This window comes from Streptomyces bullii (assembly GCF_042657145.1).
Lineage (GTDB): Bacteria > Actinomycetota > Actinomycetes > Streptomycetales > Streptomycetaceae > Streptomyces > Streptomyces bullii.
Genome location: NZ_JBHSNY010000003.1, coordinates 119,955 through 134,740 on the forward strand (window position 1 = coordinate 119,955; position 14,786 = coordinate 134,740).

The following is a 14,786-nucleotide window of genomic DNA, read 5'->3' on the forward strand; positions in this document are numbered from 1 at the left end:
AGCCTGGAAAAACGACTGTCCCGTCAAGCGAACGCCGTGTCCTCGACCCCGCCGGTGCGTCGGGCATCGCCTACAGCCGCGCATCCGTAGTCGTCGATGAAGACGACCTCCCAACCCACTCCGCTTGACCGGCGACCGGCCGCGAGGCCGCCGGTGACTGACGGATCGTCAGTCTGGCCGCCGACTTGCCGGGTAACCGCACCCCATGGGCGACATCCTGGTGGGCACGTGCTCCTGGACCGACCGGGCGTTGGTCGGCAGCGGCTGGTATCCGGCGGGGCGGCGGGACGCCGAGGGGCGGTTGCGGTACTACTCCGAGCGGTTTCCGGTCGTCGAGGTGGACGCCACGTACTACGCCCTGCCGAGTGAGCGCAACAGTCGGCTGTGGGCCGAGCGGACGCCGGACGGGTTCGTGTTCGACGTGAAGGCCTTCTCGATGCTCACCGGGCATCCGACGCGGAGTTCCGCGCTGCCGCCCGGGCTGCCGGCCGACACCCGGGACCCGGGGGTGCTGGACGAGGTGTGGGCGCGGTTCGCCGAGGGCGTCGAGCCGCTGCGGCGGGCCGGGCGGCTGGGCGGGGTGCTGTTCCAGTTCCCGCCGTGGTTCCGGCCCGGAGAGCGGGCCGAGCGGTTCCTGGCGGACACCGCGGGGCGCACGCGCGGATGGCCCGTCGCCGTGGAGTTCCGGCATCCCTCCTGGTGGGAGGAGGGGCGGGCGCGGGAGACGGGCGCGCTGCTCGCGCGGTACGGCATGGCCGCCGTCGCCGTCGACATGGTGCAGACGCTCCCGGCCTCCATCCCTCCCGTCACACCCGTCACCTCTGCACGGCTGTCCGTCGTACGGTTCCACGGGCGCAGCGCCGCCTGGGGTACGGGGACCAAGGAGGAGCGGTTCCGGTACGGCTACCGCGACGAGGAACTCGCCGAGTGGCTGCCCCGGTTGGACCGGCTCGCCGAGCGGGCCGACCAGGTCCACGTGCTGTTCAACAACTGCTGCGGCGACGCGGCCGTCCGGGCCGCCGAGGCGATGACGCGGCTGCTCGACCGGCGGCCCGCTACCCGGCGATCCGCACCGGCTTCGTCACACTGACCTGGTCCAGCTCCGACACCCTGACCGTCGCCTTCATCGTCCAGGTGCCCGGGAGGGGGAGGGTCAGGTCGTTCGTGGCCCAGTAGCCGCCCCGGTCGGTCAGCCTGGCGTCGATCGGGCCGATCTTCCGGGCGGCGAGCGTGAAGGACAGCCGTAGTTCGGGGATGGTGGTCAGACCGCCGTCGGGGCCGAAGACCACGGCCTGCACGCCGTTGTCGCCGGTGCGGCCCGGGTCCAGGGTGATCTGCACCGTGCCGCTGCCGCCCGGCGTGCCGACGTCGAACGGCACCGTCACGACCGTGGCCGCGGGCAGCCCTGGGGTCGTCGCGGGCGCCTGGGCCGCCTCGGCCTCCGCGCGTCCGGGCAGTGTGCCGGTCAGCACGGTGGTGGCCGTCAACACCGCGGCGGCGACGGCCACTTCCGCCAGCACGGAGCGGCGCAGGGAGCGGCGGTGAGCTTCGCCCGGCACGGCGTCGGCCGGCGCAGCGACGTTCATCGGGTCCTTCGGGTCCATCGAGTCCTTCGACTCCCCCAGCTCTTCCGGCTTCCCCGGCTTCTCGCGCTGCTTCGACGCCGGCTTCGACGCCGGTTTCGGCTCCGGCTCCGGCTTCGACCCCGGCTGCGGGTCCGGCTGGCGGTCCGGTGAGGCCGGCGGACCGGTGGGCGGCCGCCGACCGCCCACCGGCTCCAGCACCCGTTCCCGTACGGCCGTCTCGACCCCCTCGTCGGCCCCCGCCGTACGCCCCGCATCGGCCTCCGCCGCGACCAGCCCCGTCGTCCACCGCCGCGCATACCCCGCCGCCATCAGCAGCGCGACCACCGCCGCCAGTTTCAGGAGCAGGGTCCGGCCGTACGACGTTGCGGTGAGGGCGGGCCAGGAGCCCAGGCCGCGCCAGGACTGGTAGACGCCGGTGACCACCAGGACGGTGACGGAGGCGAAGGCGATGCGGGAGAAGCGGGCGACGGTGTTCAGCGGGAGCGCGGCCGCGGGCTGCGAGCGGCGCAGCAGGGTCAGCAGGGCCACCAGGCCGCCGAGCCAGACCGCCGTGGCCAGCAGGTGCAGGACCGACGAGGTCATCGCCAGCGGTACCTGGATCCCGGCGGAGGCGTGCTCGGCGGAGGCCCAGGTCAGGGCCAGGCCCACGGCGAGGGTGCCGCCTGCCGTGAGGGCGGCGGGCGAGGTGCGGTCGGGCGCCGGGGGGCGGGACAGTCGTACGAGGAAGACCGCCGTCACCGGCAGCAGGGCCAGCCGGGCCAGCAGGGCGAGGCCCGGGCGGCTGGTCAGGGTGCGGCCGAGGGCCGAGGGGTCCAGGGCGGTCGCCGGGCTCGTTCCCGCCTCGTACGGGCCGCGCAGCACGAGCAGGACCACGGTGGACGCCAGCAGCGTCCACCAGCCGGCCTGCAGCGGCCGTCGCAGCGGGGACGGGTCCGGTGGGCGGCACAGGGCCGCGAACGCCGCCGTACCGATGAGGAGGGCGACGGCGAGGTAGGCGAGGAGGCGCGCGGTGTCGTGCAGGCTGCCGGTCAGCGGGTGCTCGGCGACGTCCGTGGGCACGGCGGCCGTAGTCGGGGAGGGTTTGCCGACCGAGAAGGTGAAGGCGCCGGAGACCGGGTGGCTGTCGGCCGACACCACCCGCCAGGCCACGGTGAAGGTGCCCTCGCCGAGGTCGGCGGGCAGGGTGATGCGGGCGGTGTCGGAACGGTCGTCCGCGTGGCGCGGCTCGCCCAGGCGCACCCGGTGGTTGTCGGGGTCGTAGACACGGAAGGAGTCGTCGAGCAGGCCGACGGACTCGGTGAACGTCAGGGTGAGAGCGCGGGGGGCCGACTTGAGGACGGCTCCGTCGTCGGGGTCGGTGCTCTTGAGGGCGGCGTGGGCCGTCGCCGGTCCCGCACCGCCGAGGAGGAGCAGGACCAGCACGGTGCCCAGCAGCACCAGCCCTCGAAGTCGCCGCCATCCTCGGCTTCCGTCGTACGCACGGTCACACCTCACGTCGCTTCTCCGTTGTCGGACTCGCCGCCTCACGGATACGTACGGACGCGGCCCGCCACACGCTCACCGGTTGCCGCCCGAACCGCCACGCGCACACCCGGCGCCACCCGACCCACACGCTCACCGAGTGCGCCCGGCCCGCTCACCACGTCGGCCGGGCCGAGACCCCGCCGTCCACGACGAGGTCGTGTCCGGTGATCCACGACGCCAGCCGCGAGGCCAGGAACACGCACGCGTCGCCCACGTCCTGCGCGCGGCCCAGGCGGCCGACCGCCGAGGCCTGCCGCCACCGCCGCACGCCCTCCGGCCACGCCTCCGCCAGCCCCTCCCGGTCGATGAGGCCGGGGGAGACCGTGTTGACGCGTACGCCCCACGGGCCGTACTCCTGGGCCGCCGAGCGGGCGTGCATCACGACCGCCGCCTTGGAGGCGCAGTAGTGGGCGTGGGCCGGTGCCGGGGTGCGGGCCTCCACGGAGGCGATGTGGGTGATCGTGCCCCCGCCGTCCTGCTCCCGCATGAGCTCCGCCGCCGCCTGGGTGCAGGCGAAGACGCTCGACAGATTGGTGTCCACGACCGCCCGCCAGTCGGCCACCGTCATCCCGGCGAGTTCCTGGACGGGCTGCACGCCCGCGTTGTTGACGAGCGCGGTCAGCCGGCCGCCGCCCCACTCGGCGGCCTCACGCACCAGGCGTCGGCACGCGTCCTCGTCGGTCAGGTCGGCCCGCAGCACGACGGCCGCGCCGCCCGCCGCGCGGACACGGTCCGCCACGGCCCGCGCCGCTTCCTCCGACGTACGGCAGTGCAGCGCCACGGCCGCGCCCTCCTCGGCGAACCGCAGCGCGATGCCCCGGCCGATGCCGCCGCCCGCGCCCGTCACCAGGGCGACCTGGCCCTCCAGCAGGCTCATGGACGGCTCAGCTCCCTGATGCGGTCGGCCTGCTCCGGGTAACGCGCCGTCAGCTGCGCCGCGTCGCCGTGTTCGTAGCCCTCGTACGTGAAGCCGGGCGCCATCGTGCAGCCGAACAGGGTCCACGCGCCGCCCGTCACCACGCGGGCGCCCATCCAGGTGCGCGCGGGGACGGTCAGCTGCACCTGCTGGCCGCCGAGGACGTCGGGTCCGAGCACGGCCGTGCGCGCCGTCCCGTCCGGGGCGAGGAGCAGCAGCTCCAGCGGGTCGCCGAGGTGGAAGTGCCAGATCTCGTCGGTGGGCAGACGGTGCAGGGCGGAGAAGTCGCCCGCGGTGAGCAGCGCGACGATGGCGGTGCCCTCCGGCCTGCCGTCCGGCCGCGGGGGCCCGGCCCAGGTCTGCCGGAACAGACCGCCCTCGCGCGGAATGGGTTCCAAGCCGTAGTGGGCGATGAGGTCCTCAGGGGTCACGCGCCGAAGGCTACCGCCCGGTCGAGGAAGGCGAGCTGCGCCTTCTTCCTGGGCAGGTACACGTCGCGGAGGTCGATCTCGGGCAGCACGACCGCGGGTCCCGCCGTGAAGCCGTGCCTGAGGAAACGGGCGATCGCCTTCTCGTTGCGCACGTCCGGGTCGACCACGATCCGCGTGCGGTCCAGGCCCCGCAGGACGTACGCGGTGACGGCGGTGAGCAGTCCGGAGGTCCAGCCGGGCCGCGCGCCGCCCGGGCCGGGGGGCGCGACCAGCAGGTGGAGACCGATGTCACCGGGTTCGACGGGGTAGCACTCGCTGACGCGGTCGGCCTCCGGCTCGTACGTCTGCAGGAGCGCGGCGGGCTCGCCGTCCTTCAGCACGAGGAAGGCGTGGTGTGTGCCGAGGGTGTCCATGTGGGCGTAGATCTCGGCCACCTGGCGCTCGGTCAAGCCGGTCATGCCCCAGAACGCGGCCCGTTCCTCGCGCACCCAGCCGTGGACGAGCGCGGCGTCGGCCCGGGCGTCCAGCGGCAGCACGCGCACGGTGCCGAAACCGTCGATCACCTGCTCGTGGACGGCCGGGCGGGAGGCGTACGGGTCCTGGACGTCAGTCATCGGTCTCCTTCTTCAACTGCGCCCAGTCGGTGACGACCGGGACGAGGTCCCCCTGGAGCCACAGGGGGAGTTGGTCGCGGTGGTGGGGTGTTCCGGGGACGCCGCAGGCGCCGAGGGGCACCACCCAGAGGCTGTCCTCCCGGCGGGCCAGGTCCCAGACGTACCGGGCGGCCGGGCCGCGCGCCGCGAGGTCGGTGAGCCCGGGCACGGCGGAGGTGCACAGCACGCAGTCGTGGTCGCCGGACAGGCCCGGTTCGGCGTACGGCGTCTCGGGCGGCAGGGCCCGCCAGGGGGCGAGGCGGTGGGTGTCTCCCCAGGTGGCGGCGGGCTGTTCAGCGGCCTGGGCGGCTTCAGCCGTCTGAGCGGCCTGGGCGGTCTGAGCAGCCACCTCCTCCAGCGCCGCGCGGACGGCCGCCGGACGGTCGACGCCGTACAACTCCTCGGCCGCCAGCAGGTGTTCGAGGGCGAAGCCGATGCGCGGGACCAGGGCGAGCCAGGGCAGGAACACCTCCGGGTACGCCGGTGGCGTGGCCAGCGCGGCGAACGCCGGGTGCGCCGCCAGCCGCCGTACGACCGCCGAACGCACCGCCGCGTACGCCGCCGCGTCCGTGCTCGTGGCGTCCATCCGGCGGTTCCAGCGCAGCAGTCGGTCGCGCAGACGGGCCGCCCGCGGGGTGAGGTCCGTGAGTGCCCGGACGCGCTCCAGCAAGGGCGCGGCGGAGCCCAGGTGGGTGTCCGTGTGGATGGCGGGCATGTCGGCGGCCGACCACCGGGCACGCTCCGCGAGGAGGGCGCGGATGCGGTCGGCGCGGTGCGGCGGGGCGAACTCGACGCCGAGGGGAGCCGCCGGGCCGCGCTGGTTGGCCATGACGGCGACGCCGTCGGTCAGGTCCGCGCGGGGTGTCTCGTGCCAGCCCCGCCACTCGTGTCCGGGCTGCCAGGCGGGCACCAGACGGACCCGGTTGGCCTCGGCGCGCACCGGCACCCGGCCCGCGACACGGTGCAGCAGCCCGCCCTTTGAGTCGGCGGCCTGCACGACGTTGACCGGCTCGGCCCACCGGTCGACGGCCCGGTCCACGTCGGCGACCCGGCGGGCCCGCAGCAACGGCAGCAGCGCCTCGAAGCCGAGGTCGCCGGTGACGCGGGGCGGGTAGCGCAGGGCGACGGCGACCGGGGGCTCGCCAGGGTCGGGGACGCCTCCGTCCAGGCCCTCCGGACCACCGATGATCACCGGCCCCCGGTCGGTCTCGACCACCTCGACCTCGACGGGCTCCTCGCCCGCCACGTCGATCGTCTCGGTGTGCCGGGCGGCCCGCCGCCACACCCCGTCCGGGCCGAGGGCCTCGATCCCGGCGCCGGTGCGGCGCAGCCGTTCGCGGTAGAGGTCCTGGTAGTCGGCCATGGCGTTGGTGATGGCCCAGGCGACCGTGCCGGTGTGCCCGAAGTGGGCGATGCCGGGGACGCCGGGCACGGCGAGGCCGATCACGTCGAACTCGGGGCAGGACAGGCGGATCTGCTGGTAGACGCCCGGGTCCTCGATGAAGCGGTGCGGGTCGCCCGCGATGAGCGCCTGCCCGGTGGTGGTCCGGGCCCCGCTCACCAGCCAGCCGTTGCTGCCTGAGGTGCCGGGGCCGTCGGTGGCGAACAGGCCGACGGCGTCCGGGCCGAGGTGGGCGGCGACCTGTTCGCGCCAGAGCTTGGCCGGGAAGCCCGCGAAGAGGATGTGCGTGGCGAGCCAGACACCGAGCGGGGTCCAGGGCTCCCAGCGGCCCGGGGCGAGGCCGACCCGGGCGAACTCGGGTGCGGTCGCCGCCGTCAGCCCCTCGTTCACGCCGTCGACGTACGCCCGCACCCAGGCGGCCGTCTCCGGGTCCCGTCCCTCCAGCGTCCCGAAGCACCGTCGGGCCGTGTCGGCGAGCCGGGCGCGCCGGGCGAACCGGTCCCAGGGCAGCGCCTCGGGACCGAGGAAGGCCGCCGTGGTGCCCTGCGCGCGATGCCGCTCGACCTCCAGCTGCCAGGCACGGTCGAGGGCGGTCACCCGGCCCTGGGCGCGGGCCAGTTCCGCCGGGCTGCCCGCGCGCAGGTGGGGGATGCCCCAGGCGTCGCGGAAGATCTCGATGGCCACCGGTGCCCCCGCTTTCTCTGTAGGTTAGGCTCCCCTAAGTTCTGGTGCCGGAATCGTACGCGAAGGGTGAAGACCCGATGGGCCAGGGGCGGGGTTGGGAGGGCGCGGTCCTCAGGCTGCTGCGGGCGAAGGACTTCGTCCTCACCGTGACGGACACCGAGGACGTCACACCGCACTACCGGCGCCTGCGCCTCACCGACGGCGGCATGCTCGCGGCGACCGGCGTCCACCCGACGATGTGGGTCCGGCTGTGGTTCGACGACGCGGGCAAGCCCCACCAGCGCGCCTACACCCTGGTCGACCCCGACCCGGCCACCGGCACCTTCAGCCTGGAGTTCGCCCTGCACGAGGGACGCGCCAGCGCCTGGGCCCGGGCGGCCCGGCCCGGCGACACCGTGGAGGCGACCGTCCAGGGCACGGGCTTCGAGCACCCGAGCCCTTTCCCCTCGCACGTCTTCGCCGTCGGCGACCCGGCGTCCCTGCCGGCGATCAACTCCCTGCTCGACGCCCTCGCCCCGGCCCCCGCGACCGCCTGGTTCGAGGGCGACACCGACCGCCTGCCCCTGCGCACCGACCCGGCCCGCCACGAGGTCCGCGAGGTACCGCGCGAGAACGCCGGTGCCGCCCTGACCGAGCGGGTCCGCGCGGACCTGCCCGACCTGCTGGAGGCCACCCCCGACCCGTACGTCTGGATCGCCTGCGACACGGCCACGACCCGGACGCTGGCGGCGTTCGTCCGCAAGGAACTGGGCGTACCGAAGCACCGGCTGCACGCCCTGGGGTACTGGCGCGCGACACCGGCAGCTCCCGCGCGGCGCTGACCGGTCCCTGCCCGGGGCTCCGGCCGCGCGGCCGGCCGGCGGGCGGGGGATGATCGGGGACATGGACGTCACCCTTCACCTCGCCCAGGACCCCGAGGCCGACGCGCTGCTCGGCCGCAGTCCGCTCGCCGCGCTGGTCGGGATGCTGCTGGACCAGCAGATCCCGATGGAGTGGGCGTTCAAGGGACCCGCGACGATCGCGGCACGGCTCGGCGCCGACGACCTGGACGCGCACGAGATCGCCGCGTACGACCCGGAGGCCTTCGCCGCGCTGTTGTCGGAGAAACCGGCCGTGCACCGCTACCCGGGGTCGATGGCGGGGCGCATCCAACAGCTGTGCCAGTACCTGGTGGAGCACTACGACGGGGACGCCGAGGCCGTCTGGCGGGGCGTGGACACCGGCGGCGAGCTGCTGAAGCGCCTCCAGGAGCTGCCCGGCTTCGGCAAGCAGAAGGCGCAGATCTTCCTCGCCCTGCTCGGCAAGCAGCTCGGCGTGCGCCCCACGGGATGGCGGGAGGCCGCGGGCGCCTACGGCGAGGACAGGTCGTTCCGCTCCGTCGCCGACATCACCGGGCCGGAGTCGCTGGCGAAGGTACGGGCGCACAAGCAGGAGATGAAGGCCGCGGCCAGGGCGGCGAAGGCCGCCAAGGCGACGGGCGGCAGAGCGACGGGCGGCAAAACGGGCGAGTAGGTCCGCGGGCGGGCCGGGCGGACAGGTCAACCGGGTGGACCGCCCCGGCTGGCGAGCGGCCCCCGGCCGGTCCAAGCATGGACCATGACCGAGCCACCGAGCGGCTCCCCCCGGGAACCGGAGCACGACGCCCCCCACGGGCCGACCGCCCCGCACGACCCGACCGACCTGAACGACCCGTACAGCCGCGCCCCCACCGACCCCCACGGCCCCGGGCCGGTCCCCCGGCACGGCCGGGGCTCCCCCACCCCGCACGACCCGTACGACCACTCACCGACCGATCCCCACGGCCCGCGCGGTGCCGCCCCGCGCCACCCGCATCCGCCGCCGTCCCCGCCGGGCGGTCGTGAGCCGGAGCCGCCCGTCACGGGCCCCCTCCACCTGCTGTCCCGTACCGCCTGGCAGTCCGTCCTGCTCACCGGCGCCGCCTCGCTGCTCCTGGGGCTGCTCATCCTGGTCTGGCCGGGTGCCTCGCTGCTCGCCGCCGGAGTGCTGTTCGGCCTGTATCTCCTGCTCAGTGGTGTCCTCCAGCTCGCCGCCGCCTTCGGCACGCACCGGACGACCTCGCTGCGCGTCCTGGCCTTCGTCAGCGGCAGCCTGTCGATCCTGCTGGGCCTGTTCTGCCTGCGCGGTCCCCTGCGGTCGATTCTGCTGCTCGGGCTGTGGATCGGGATCGGCTGGCTGTTCCGCGGGATCACCCAGACCCTGGCCGCCGCCCACGACCCGGCGATGCCCGCCCGCGGCTGGCAGACCGTGCTCGGCGTCCTCACCTTCGTCGCCGGTGTGGTGCTGATCGTCGCGCCCCTGGAGTCGGTCGCCGTGCTCACCCTGGTCGGCGGCTGCTGGCTGCTCGCGGTCGGCGCGGTCGAGATCGTCACGGCCCTGCGGATCCGGGCCCGCCGTACGTCGAGCGGGCGGATCTCAGCACCGGTGGGGTGACCGGCATGCGCGCCCCGGGGAGTGAGCCGCCGTGAGCCCCGCACCGCATGCCCCTCACGCCGCACGCCGATCCGCGTGGCCGCGGGTGCTCGTTCTGCTGCTCGCCCTGATCACCCTGCTCGTCACCGGCGCTCCCGTGGAGGCGCAGGCGGGGTCGCCGCCCCCCGCGGTGTCCGGCGCGGCCGTCGAGTACGACGCCGTGGACCCTGCCCTGCGGCAAGTCCCGCGCAACGGCCGGCGAACCGCCGCGCCGACGCCCTCCGGGCGCACCCCGGACGTGCGGCGCACGCACGCCGCGCCACGCCCCGGCCCGCTGCCGCCCCGGCCGCCGTATGCCGGGCGCTGTGTGGTCCTGCGTTGCTGACGGAACCGGTCACCGGTCCATCAGCTCACGCACGGAACGAGGTACACAGCCATGCCCAACGACCCGTACGCGGTGCTCCGCGCCCTGGTGCGCGCGGAGGCCGCCCGCAACGCCCCCAAGCCCGATCACAAGCCCGAGGGACAGCGGCCGCGGCAGGCCCGGAAGGAACGGGACCGCGGCTGACCGGCGGGCCCGTCCGGCGGAGGCGGCCCCCGTGAACCGCCGGGGCCGGCCGGCAGCCACCGCCTCCGCCCCGCCTCTCCGAGCGGCCGCGACGCTCCGATATCTTCGGCCTGCTCCCCGTTCGATCCGGAATCCGGTGACTTTTTCCGCGTCGCACTACGTCGCCATGGCTGCGCCCGGAAGGTCTTGACCGGTAGGCTTTCCGTGTGATCTTCAAGCGCATCGGAAACGGCCGGCCGTACCCCGACCACGGCCGGGAAAGCACCCGGCAGTGGGCGGACGTCGCGCCGCGCCCGGTCCGCCTCGATCAGCTCGTGACGACCAAGCAGCAGCTCGACCTGGAAACGCTGCTCGCCGAGGACTCCACGTTCTACGGCGACCTCTTCGCGCACGTCGTGAAGTGGCAGGGCGACCTGTACCTGGAGGACGGCCTCCACCGCGCCGTCCGCGCGGCGCTGCAACAGCGCCAGGTGCTGCACGCACGGGTCCTCGAACTCGACTGACCGGGCCGCGCACGCGCGGGTTGGCCCTTTCGGGTTGGACTGAGCGACGTGCAATGATCATCTAGTAGGCATCGTCGCTCGGGCGCACTACGCTGCGCCCATGAGCATGCTGACTCCCCCCGGCATGGGCGGCCAGTACCGGATCACGGGTGACAAGTACCCGCGGATGCGGGGTCGCCGGCGGCGCGGCAGGCTCGTGCTCCTCGTCGTCGCGTCCGCCGCCGTGCTCGGCCTGACCGGCTGGGGCACGCTGCAGCTCGTCGACGTCTTCACCGGCGGCGGCGGAAGGGCCTCGGCGGTCGGCACCAAGGACTGCGCCACCCCCAGGTCGAGCCCCTCGCCCAGCGCCCGTCCGCTGCCCGAGCCGGGGCGGATCACGGTCAACGTGCTCAACGCGACGACCCGCAGCGGACTCGCCAAGCAGACCGCGGACGAGCTGAAGAAGCGCGGGTTCAAGATCGGCGACGTGGGCAACGCGCCCGAGGAGTACGACAAGAAGGTCAAGGGCGCCGGCGTCCTGCTCGGCCCCACGGCCTCGCTGGACACCTCGCTGCCCGTCCTCGCCACCCAGCTCTCCGGAGCCGAGCGCCGCACCGACGCCGCCCGCAAGGGCGCCGCCGTCGACCTCATCATCGGCGACGCCTTCAAGGAGCTGACGAAGAAGGCGGACGCCGACAAGGCCCTGACCCGACTGGCCGAGCCCTCGCCGGCGCCCACCGTGAAGAAGGGCTGCTGAGCAGCCGTACGACGACCGGGCCCCGTTCGGCCGGCCCTGCCTGCGGCAGCTCTATTCCGCCGCCCCGTACATGCGGTCACCCGCGTCGCCGAGGCCCGGGACGATGTAGCCGTGCTCGTTGAGGTGCTCGTCGACCGAGGCCGTCACGACCGTCACCGGCGTGCCGGCCAGCTCGCGCTCCATGACCTCGACGCCCTCGGGCGCGGCCAGCAGCACCACGGCGGTCACGTCGTCCGCGCCACGCTTGATCAGCTCCTGGATCGCCGCGACCAGCGTGCCGCCGGTGGCGAGCATCGGGTCCAGGACGTACACCTGCCGTCCGGAGAGGTCCTCCGGCATGCGCGTGGCGTACGTCGAGGCCTGCAGCGTCTCCTCGTTGCGGATCATGCCGAGGAAGCCCACCTCGGCGGTCGGCAGCAGCCGGACCATGCCGTCCAGCATGCCGAGGCCCGCGCGCAGGATCGGCACCACCAGCGGGCGTGGGTGGGAGAGCTTGACGCCCGTGGTCCGCGCCACCGGCGTCTGGATGTCGACCTGTTCGGTGCGCACGTCACGCGTGGCCTCGTAGGCGAGCAGGGTGACCAGCTCGTCGGCGAGACGGCGGAAGGTCGCGGAGTCGGTGCGCTGGTCGCGCAGCGTGGTGAGCTTGTGGGCGACCAGGGGGTGGTCGACGACGTGGAGACGCATGCCCACCACAGTAACCGGGCCGGATGGACCCGGCGTCCCCGCGCTCGGCAAGCGTGCGAGCCGGTCATCACCCGTTCGCTGGCGTCAAAGCGCCCGTCCGGGGGAAGGTGGGAGGGACGGAACCTGGGGTGGTGAACCGATGACCGAGCGGGATTCCCGAGACGATCCGTCGCCGCGCGAGCGGCCCGGCGCGGCGGAGACCGAAGTCGAACGCCGTCGGCGCCGCGCCGAGTTCCTGCGGGACCTGGCCGAGGCCCGCGCACTGCGCGCCCGGGTCCAGCCGCGCCGCGCCAAGACGGCCCGCCTGAGGCACGCGATGCGGATGCGCACGTTCCGCTGGTAGTCCGCCTGCGGGGAAGCCGACGTGACGACCGGGAATCCGGCGTGAACACCACGGGCACCGGGACGGAAGATCACGGGGGTTTCCGGCGTTGCCGAGGTGGGCGTGCGTGGACCGTGGGGAAAGCCGCGTACGATCCGCACGTGGCGGCAACGAGTGCGCTGGTGAGTCCTTTACGGACGTGCTCGCGGACCTCCTCGGAAACGCGCGATCAAAACTGCCGGACACAGGGAGCCGAAGACGTCCCCTGAACGCCTGGTTTCTGCCACGATTCCGAATGGGTGGGGCTCAAAGGAGCACTCCCCGCCCGTAACCTCCGCCGGGGGGACCCCCAACCGGCACGCCTATGACCAGTGGGAGAGTCACGGTGTACTTCGCCGCACTGCTCGCGCGCACCGAAGACGGGTGGGAAGCGAGCGACACAGAGCTCGACGATGTGGAGACGCTGTCGGATCTTGCCGACCTGGCCCGGGAAGCCTCTCCCGACGAGGACACGGTGCTCGTGCTGATCGAGCAGGAGGACGCCTGGTTCGGTGTCGTCCGCGTCGACGGCGAGGAGGACCCTCGTATCTACGTCTCGGACGCCGCCGCCGCTGTCCGCAGCAGCTACGGCGAGATCCTGCTCACGGACGAGCTGCTCGGCCGGGAGCCCGGGGACGACGGCGCCGACCTGGACGCCCTCGACCTCGACGGCACCGAGGACGGTGAGCCCGACGACGAGGACGCCGACGACGACGGCGACGCGGCCGCAGGCTCCGCCGACGTGCCGCACGGCCCGGTCGGCGACGCCCAGATCCTGGAGGACCTGGGGGTGACCGAGAAGGAGCTGCGCGCGCTGTCCGAGGACGCGCTCACCGAGATCGCCGAGGCCCTCGGCGCCTCGGAGACCCTGGAGACCGTCCGCTGAACCGGGAGACCCCTGACACCACGCCAGGGCCCCCGGATCCGGTACGCGACCGCTGGCGGGCCGCGATGCGGCTCGCCCTGGACGAGGCCGGCCAGGCCGTCCGGGGCGGCGACGTCCCCGTCGGCGCCGTCGTGCTGGCCCCGGACGGCCGGTCCGTGCTCGCCTCCGGGCACAACGAACGTGAGGCCACCGGCGATCCGACGGCCCACGCGGAGATCCTCGCCCTGCGCCGTGCCGCGGCCGGGCTCGGGGAGTGGCGGCTGGCCGGCTGCACCCTGGTGGTCACGCTGGAGCCCTGCACGATGTGCGCGGGCGCTCTCGTGCAGTCCCGTGTGGACCGCGTGGTCTACGGTGCCCGCGACGAGAAGGCGGGAGCCGCCGGGTCCCTCTGGGACGTCGTCCGCGACCGCCGGCTCAACCACCGGCCGGAAGTGATCGAGGGCGTGCTCGCCGAGGAGTGCGCCAGGCTCCTCACGGACTTCTTCCGCGACCGCTGAAGGCCGGTTCGCCGCAGGGCGGATCCGCCGCATACCGATTTCGAACCAGCACCCACCTTGCTGTAAGGTCTCCCTCGGTAGCGTGTCCGAGCGGCCGAAGGAGCTCGCCTCGAAAGCGAGTGTGGCGCAAGTCACCGAGGGTTCAAATCCCTCCGCTACCGCTGGAGAAGGGCCCCGTCGAAAGACGGGGCCCTTCGTGCGATCATGGGCCCGCTCGGCGCGCGTCAGTGACAGGAGTGACAGGGGAGGCCGCGATGGCGGTGAATGCCAAGAAGATCGCCGTCTACGTGCTCGTGGTCTTCGTGCTGTACGTGATCATCACGGACCCCGAAGGGGCCGCCGATTACGTCCAGATAGGGTTCCAGGGCGTGTCCGACGCCGCCAAGGCGATCGGCGACTTCATGACGTGGATCGCCAACGGAGGAGAGTCATGATCCGCCATCTGGTCCTCTTCAAGCTGCACGAGGGCGTCGAACGTGACGACCCGCGCGTGGTGAAGGGCGTCGAGGCCTTCCGCGCCCTCGAGGGCACGATCCCCGAGATCCGCTTCTGGGAGCTGGGCTGGAACGTCAGCGACCGGCCCATCGCCCACGACTTCGCGATCAACTCCGCCTTCGACGACGCGACCGCGCTGCGCCGCTACGTGGAGCACCCCGACCACCAGGCGGGCGTGGCACTGTGGCGCGAGTTCGCCACGTGGGTGATCGCCGACTACGAGTTCTGAGCCTCTGCGCCAGGGAGCCCCCCGCCGGCAGGGCGGGGGGCTTTCGTGCGTCCCGCGGTCCGTCCCGCCGTCTCCGGTGGCCGGTGTGGCCGTCTCCCGCGGCCCGTCCGACCGTCTCTCGTGGCCCCGTCCGACCGCCTCTCACCGTTCAACTTGTCCCTCAACACGGCGTTATGAGGTACTTGCACACAGTGGACT

General features: G+C 73.8%; 19 protein-coding genes and 1 tRNA gene. 14 read left to right on the top strand and 6 right to left on the bottom strand.

Annotation, left to right across the window (positions count from 1 at the left end; all coding sequences use genetic code 11):
- Positions 1 to 205: 205 nt before the first annotated feature.
- Positions 206 to 1,090, top strand: a complete 885-nt coding sequence (locus ACFPZJ_RS08435) for a DUF72 domain-containing protein (RefSeq protein ID WP_381019197.1) — start codon at positions 206 to 208, stop codon at positions 1,088 to 1,090.
- Here ACFPZJ_RS08435 and ACFPZJ_RS08440 read toward each other — a convergent pair.
- From ACFPZJ_RS08440 to ACFPZJ_RS08460, 5 genes are all read right to left on the bottom strand, one after another.
- Positions 1,056 to 3,023 (bottom strand): copper resistance CopC/CopD family protein, encoded by a 1,968-nt coding sequence (locus tag ACFPZJ_RS08440; protein WP_381020113.1) that lies wholly within the window; start codon positions 3,021 to 3,023, stop codon positions 1,056 to 1,058. The genes ACFPZJ_RS08435 and ACFPZJ_RS08440 overlap by 35 nt on opposite strands.
- Positions 3,024 to 3,222: 199 nt before the next feature.
- Entirely contained in the window at positions 3,223 to 3,987 is a 765-nt protein-coding gene (locus ACFPZJ_RS08445; RefSeq protein WP_381019199.1) for an SDR family NAD(P)-dependent oxidoreductase, read from the bottom strand.
- Positions 3,984 to 4,457 (bottom strand): cupin domain-containing protein, encoded by a 474-nt coding sequence (locus ACFPZJ_RS08450; protein WP_381019201.1) that lies wholly within the window; start codon positions 4,455 to 4,457, stop codon positions 3,984 to 3,986. Before ACFPZJ_RS08450 ends, ACFPZJ_RS08445 begins: the two co-directional genes overlap by 4 nt.
- Positions 4,454 to 5,071, bottom strand: coding sequence for a GNAT family N-acetyltransferase (locus ACFPZJ_RS08455; protein ID WP_381019203.1), 618 nt, complete (start codon positions 5,069 to 5,071; stop codon positions 4,454 to 4,456). Before ACFPZJ_RS08455 ends, ACFPZJ_RS08450 begins: the two co-directional genes overlap by 4 nt.
- Positions 5,064 to 7,196 (bottom strand): penicillin acylase family protein, encoded by a 2,133-nt coding sequence (locus ACFPZJ_RS08460; protein WP_381019205.1) that lies wholly within the window; start codon positions 7,194 to 7,196, stop codon positions 5,064 to 5,066. The genes ACFPZJ_RS08455 and ACFPZJ_RS08460 overlap by 8 nt, the downstream gene beginning before the upstream one ends.
- A 77-nt stretch (positions 7,197 to 7,273) precedes the next feature.
- Between ACFPZJ_RS08460 and ACFPZJ_RS08465 the strand changes: the two genes are divergently transcribed.
- From ACFPZJ_RS08465 to ACFPZJ_RS08495, 7 genes are all read left to right on the top strand, one after another.
- Positions 7,274 to 8,017 (top strand): siderophore-interacting protein, encoded by a 744-nt coding sequence (locus ACFPZJ_RS08465; protein WP_381020115.1) that lies wholly within the window; start codon positions 7,274 to 7,276, stop codon positions 8,015 to 8,017.
- A gap of 61 nt (positions 8,018 to 8,078) precedes the next feature.
- The gene (locus tag ACFPZJ_RS08470) at positions 8,079 to 8,708 is read left to right on the top strand and encodes an HhH-GPD-type base excision DNA repair protein (protein ID WP_381019207.1); all 630 of its coding nucleotides are present in this window, start codon (positions 8,079 to 8,081) and stop codon (positions 8,706 to 8,708) included.
- Positions 8,709 to 8,876: 168 nt separating this feature from the next.
- Complete coding sequence (locus ACFPZJ_RS08475) at positions 8,877 to 9,647, top strand: HdeD family acid-resistance protein (RefSeq protein ID WP_381020117.1); 771 nt, start codon at positions 8,877 to 8,879, stop codon at positions 9,645 to 9,647.
- A gap of 85 nt (positions 9,648 to 9,732) precedes the next feature.
- A complete protein-coding gene (locus tag ACFPZJ_RS08480; protein ID WP_381019209.1) occupies positions 9,733 to 10,011 on the top strand; it encodes a hypothetical protein in 279 nt (92 codons plus the stop codon).
- A gap of 51 nt (positions 10,012 to 10,062) precedes the next feature.
- Positions 10,063 to 10,194: a hypothetical protein gene (locus ACFPZJ_RS08485; protein ID WP_381019211.1), complete on the top strand. Its 132-nt coding sequence runs from the start codon at positions 10,063 to 10,065 to the stop codon at positions 10,192 to 10,194.
- Positions 10,195 to 10,400: 206 nt separating this feature from the next.
- Positions 10,401 to 10,697, top strand: coding sequence for a type II toxin-antitoxin system VapB family antitoxin (locus ACFPZJ_RS08490; protein WP_004943146.1), 297 nt, complete (start codon positions 10,401 to 10,403; stop codon positions 10,695 to 10,697).
- A 124-nt stretch (positions 10,698 to 10,821) separates the two neighbouring features.
- A complete protein-coding gene (locus tag ACFPZJ_RS08495; RefSeq protein WP_381020118.1) occupies positions 10,822 to 11,433 on the top strand; it encodes a LytR C-terminal domain-containing protein in 612 nt (203 codons plus the stop codon).
- 51 nt (positions 11,434 to 11,484) lie between these two features.
- Here ACFPZJ_RS08495 and upp read toward each other — a convergent pair whose 3' ends face one another.
- Positions 11,485 to 12,120: a uracil phosphoribosyltransferase gene (upp, locus tag ACFPZJ_RS08500; protein WP_381019213.1), complete on the bottom strand. Its 636-nt coding sequence runs from the start codon at positions 12,118 to 12,120 to the stop codon at positions 11,485 to 11,487.
- Between the two features lie 139 nt (positions 12,121 to 12,259).
- Here upp and ACFPZJ_RS08505 point away from each other — a divergent pair, with 139 nt between their 5' ends.
- The 6 genes from ACFPZJ_RS08505 (at position 12,260) to ACFPZJ_RS08530 (ending at position 14,588) form a co-directional block, all read left to right on the top strand.
- On the top strand, positions 12,260 to 12,463 hold the full coding sequence (locus tag ACFPZJ_RS08505; protein ID WP_381019215.1) for a hypothetical protein: 204 nt from the start codon (positions 12,260 to 12,262) through the stop codon (positions 12,461 to 12,463).
- 364 nt (positions 12,464 to 12,827) lie between these two features.
- Positions 12,828 to 13,367, top strand: a complete 540-nt coding sequence (locus ACFPZJ_RS08510; protein WP_381020120.1) for a tRNA adenosine deaminase-associated protein — start codon at positions 12,828 to 12,830, stop codon at positions 13,365 to 13,367.
- A 65-nt stretch (positions 13,368 to 13,432) separates the two neighbouring features.
- On the top strand, positions 13,433 to 13,864 hold the full coding sequence (gene tadA / locus ACFPZJ_RS08515; protein ID WP_381019216.1) for a tRNA adenosine(34) deaminase TadA: 432 nt from the start codon (positions 13,433 to 13,435) through the stop codon (positions 13,862 to 13,864).
- Positions 13,865 to 13,940: 76 nt separating this feature from the next.
- A tRNA-Ser gene (locus ACFPZJ_RS08520) sits at positions 13,941 to 14,025 on the top strand.
- A gap of 93 nt (positions 14,026 to 14,118) precedes the next feature.
- Positions 14,119 to 14,298: a hypothetical protein gene (locus tag ACFPZJ_RS08525; protein ID WP_381019218.1), complete on the top strand. Its 180-nt coding sequence runs from the start codon at positions 14,119 to 14,121 to the stop codon at positions 14,296 to 14,298.
- A complete protein-coding gene (locus tag ACFPZJ_RS08530) occupies positions 14,295 to 14,588 on the top strand; it encodes a Dabb family protein (RefSeq protein ID WP_381019220.1) in 294 nt (97 codons plus the stop codon). Before ACFPZJ_RS08525 ends, ACFPZJ_RS08530 begins: the two co-directional genes overlap by 4 nt.
- The last annotated feature ends 198 nt before the right edge of the window (positions 14,589 to 14,786 follow it).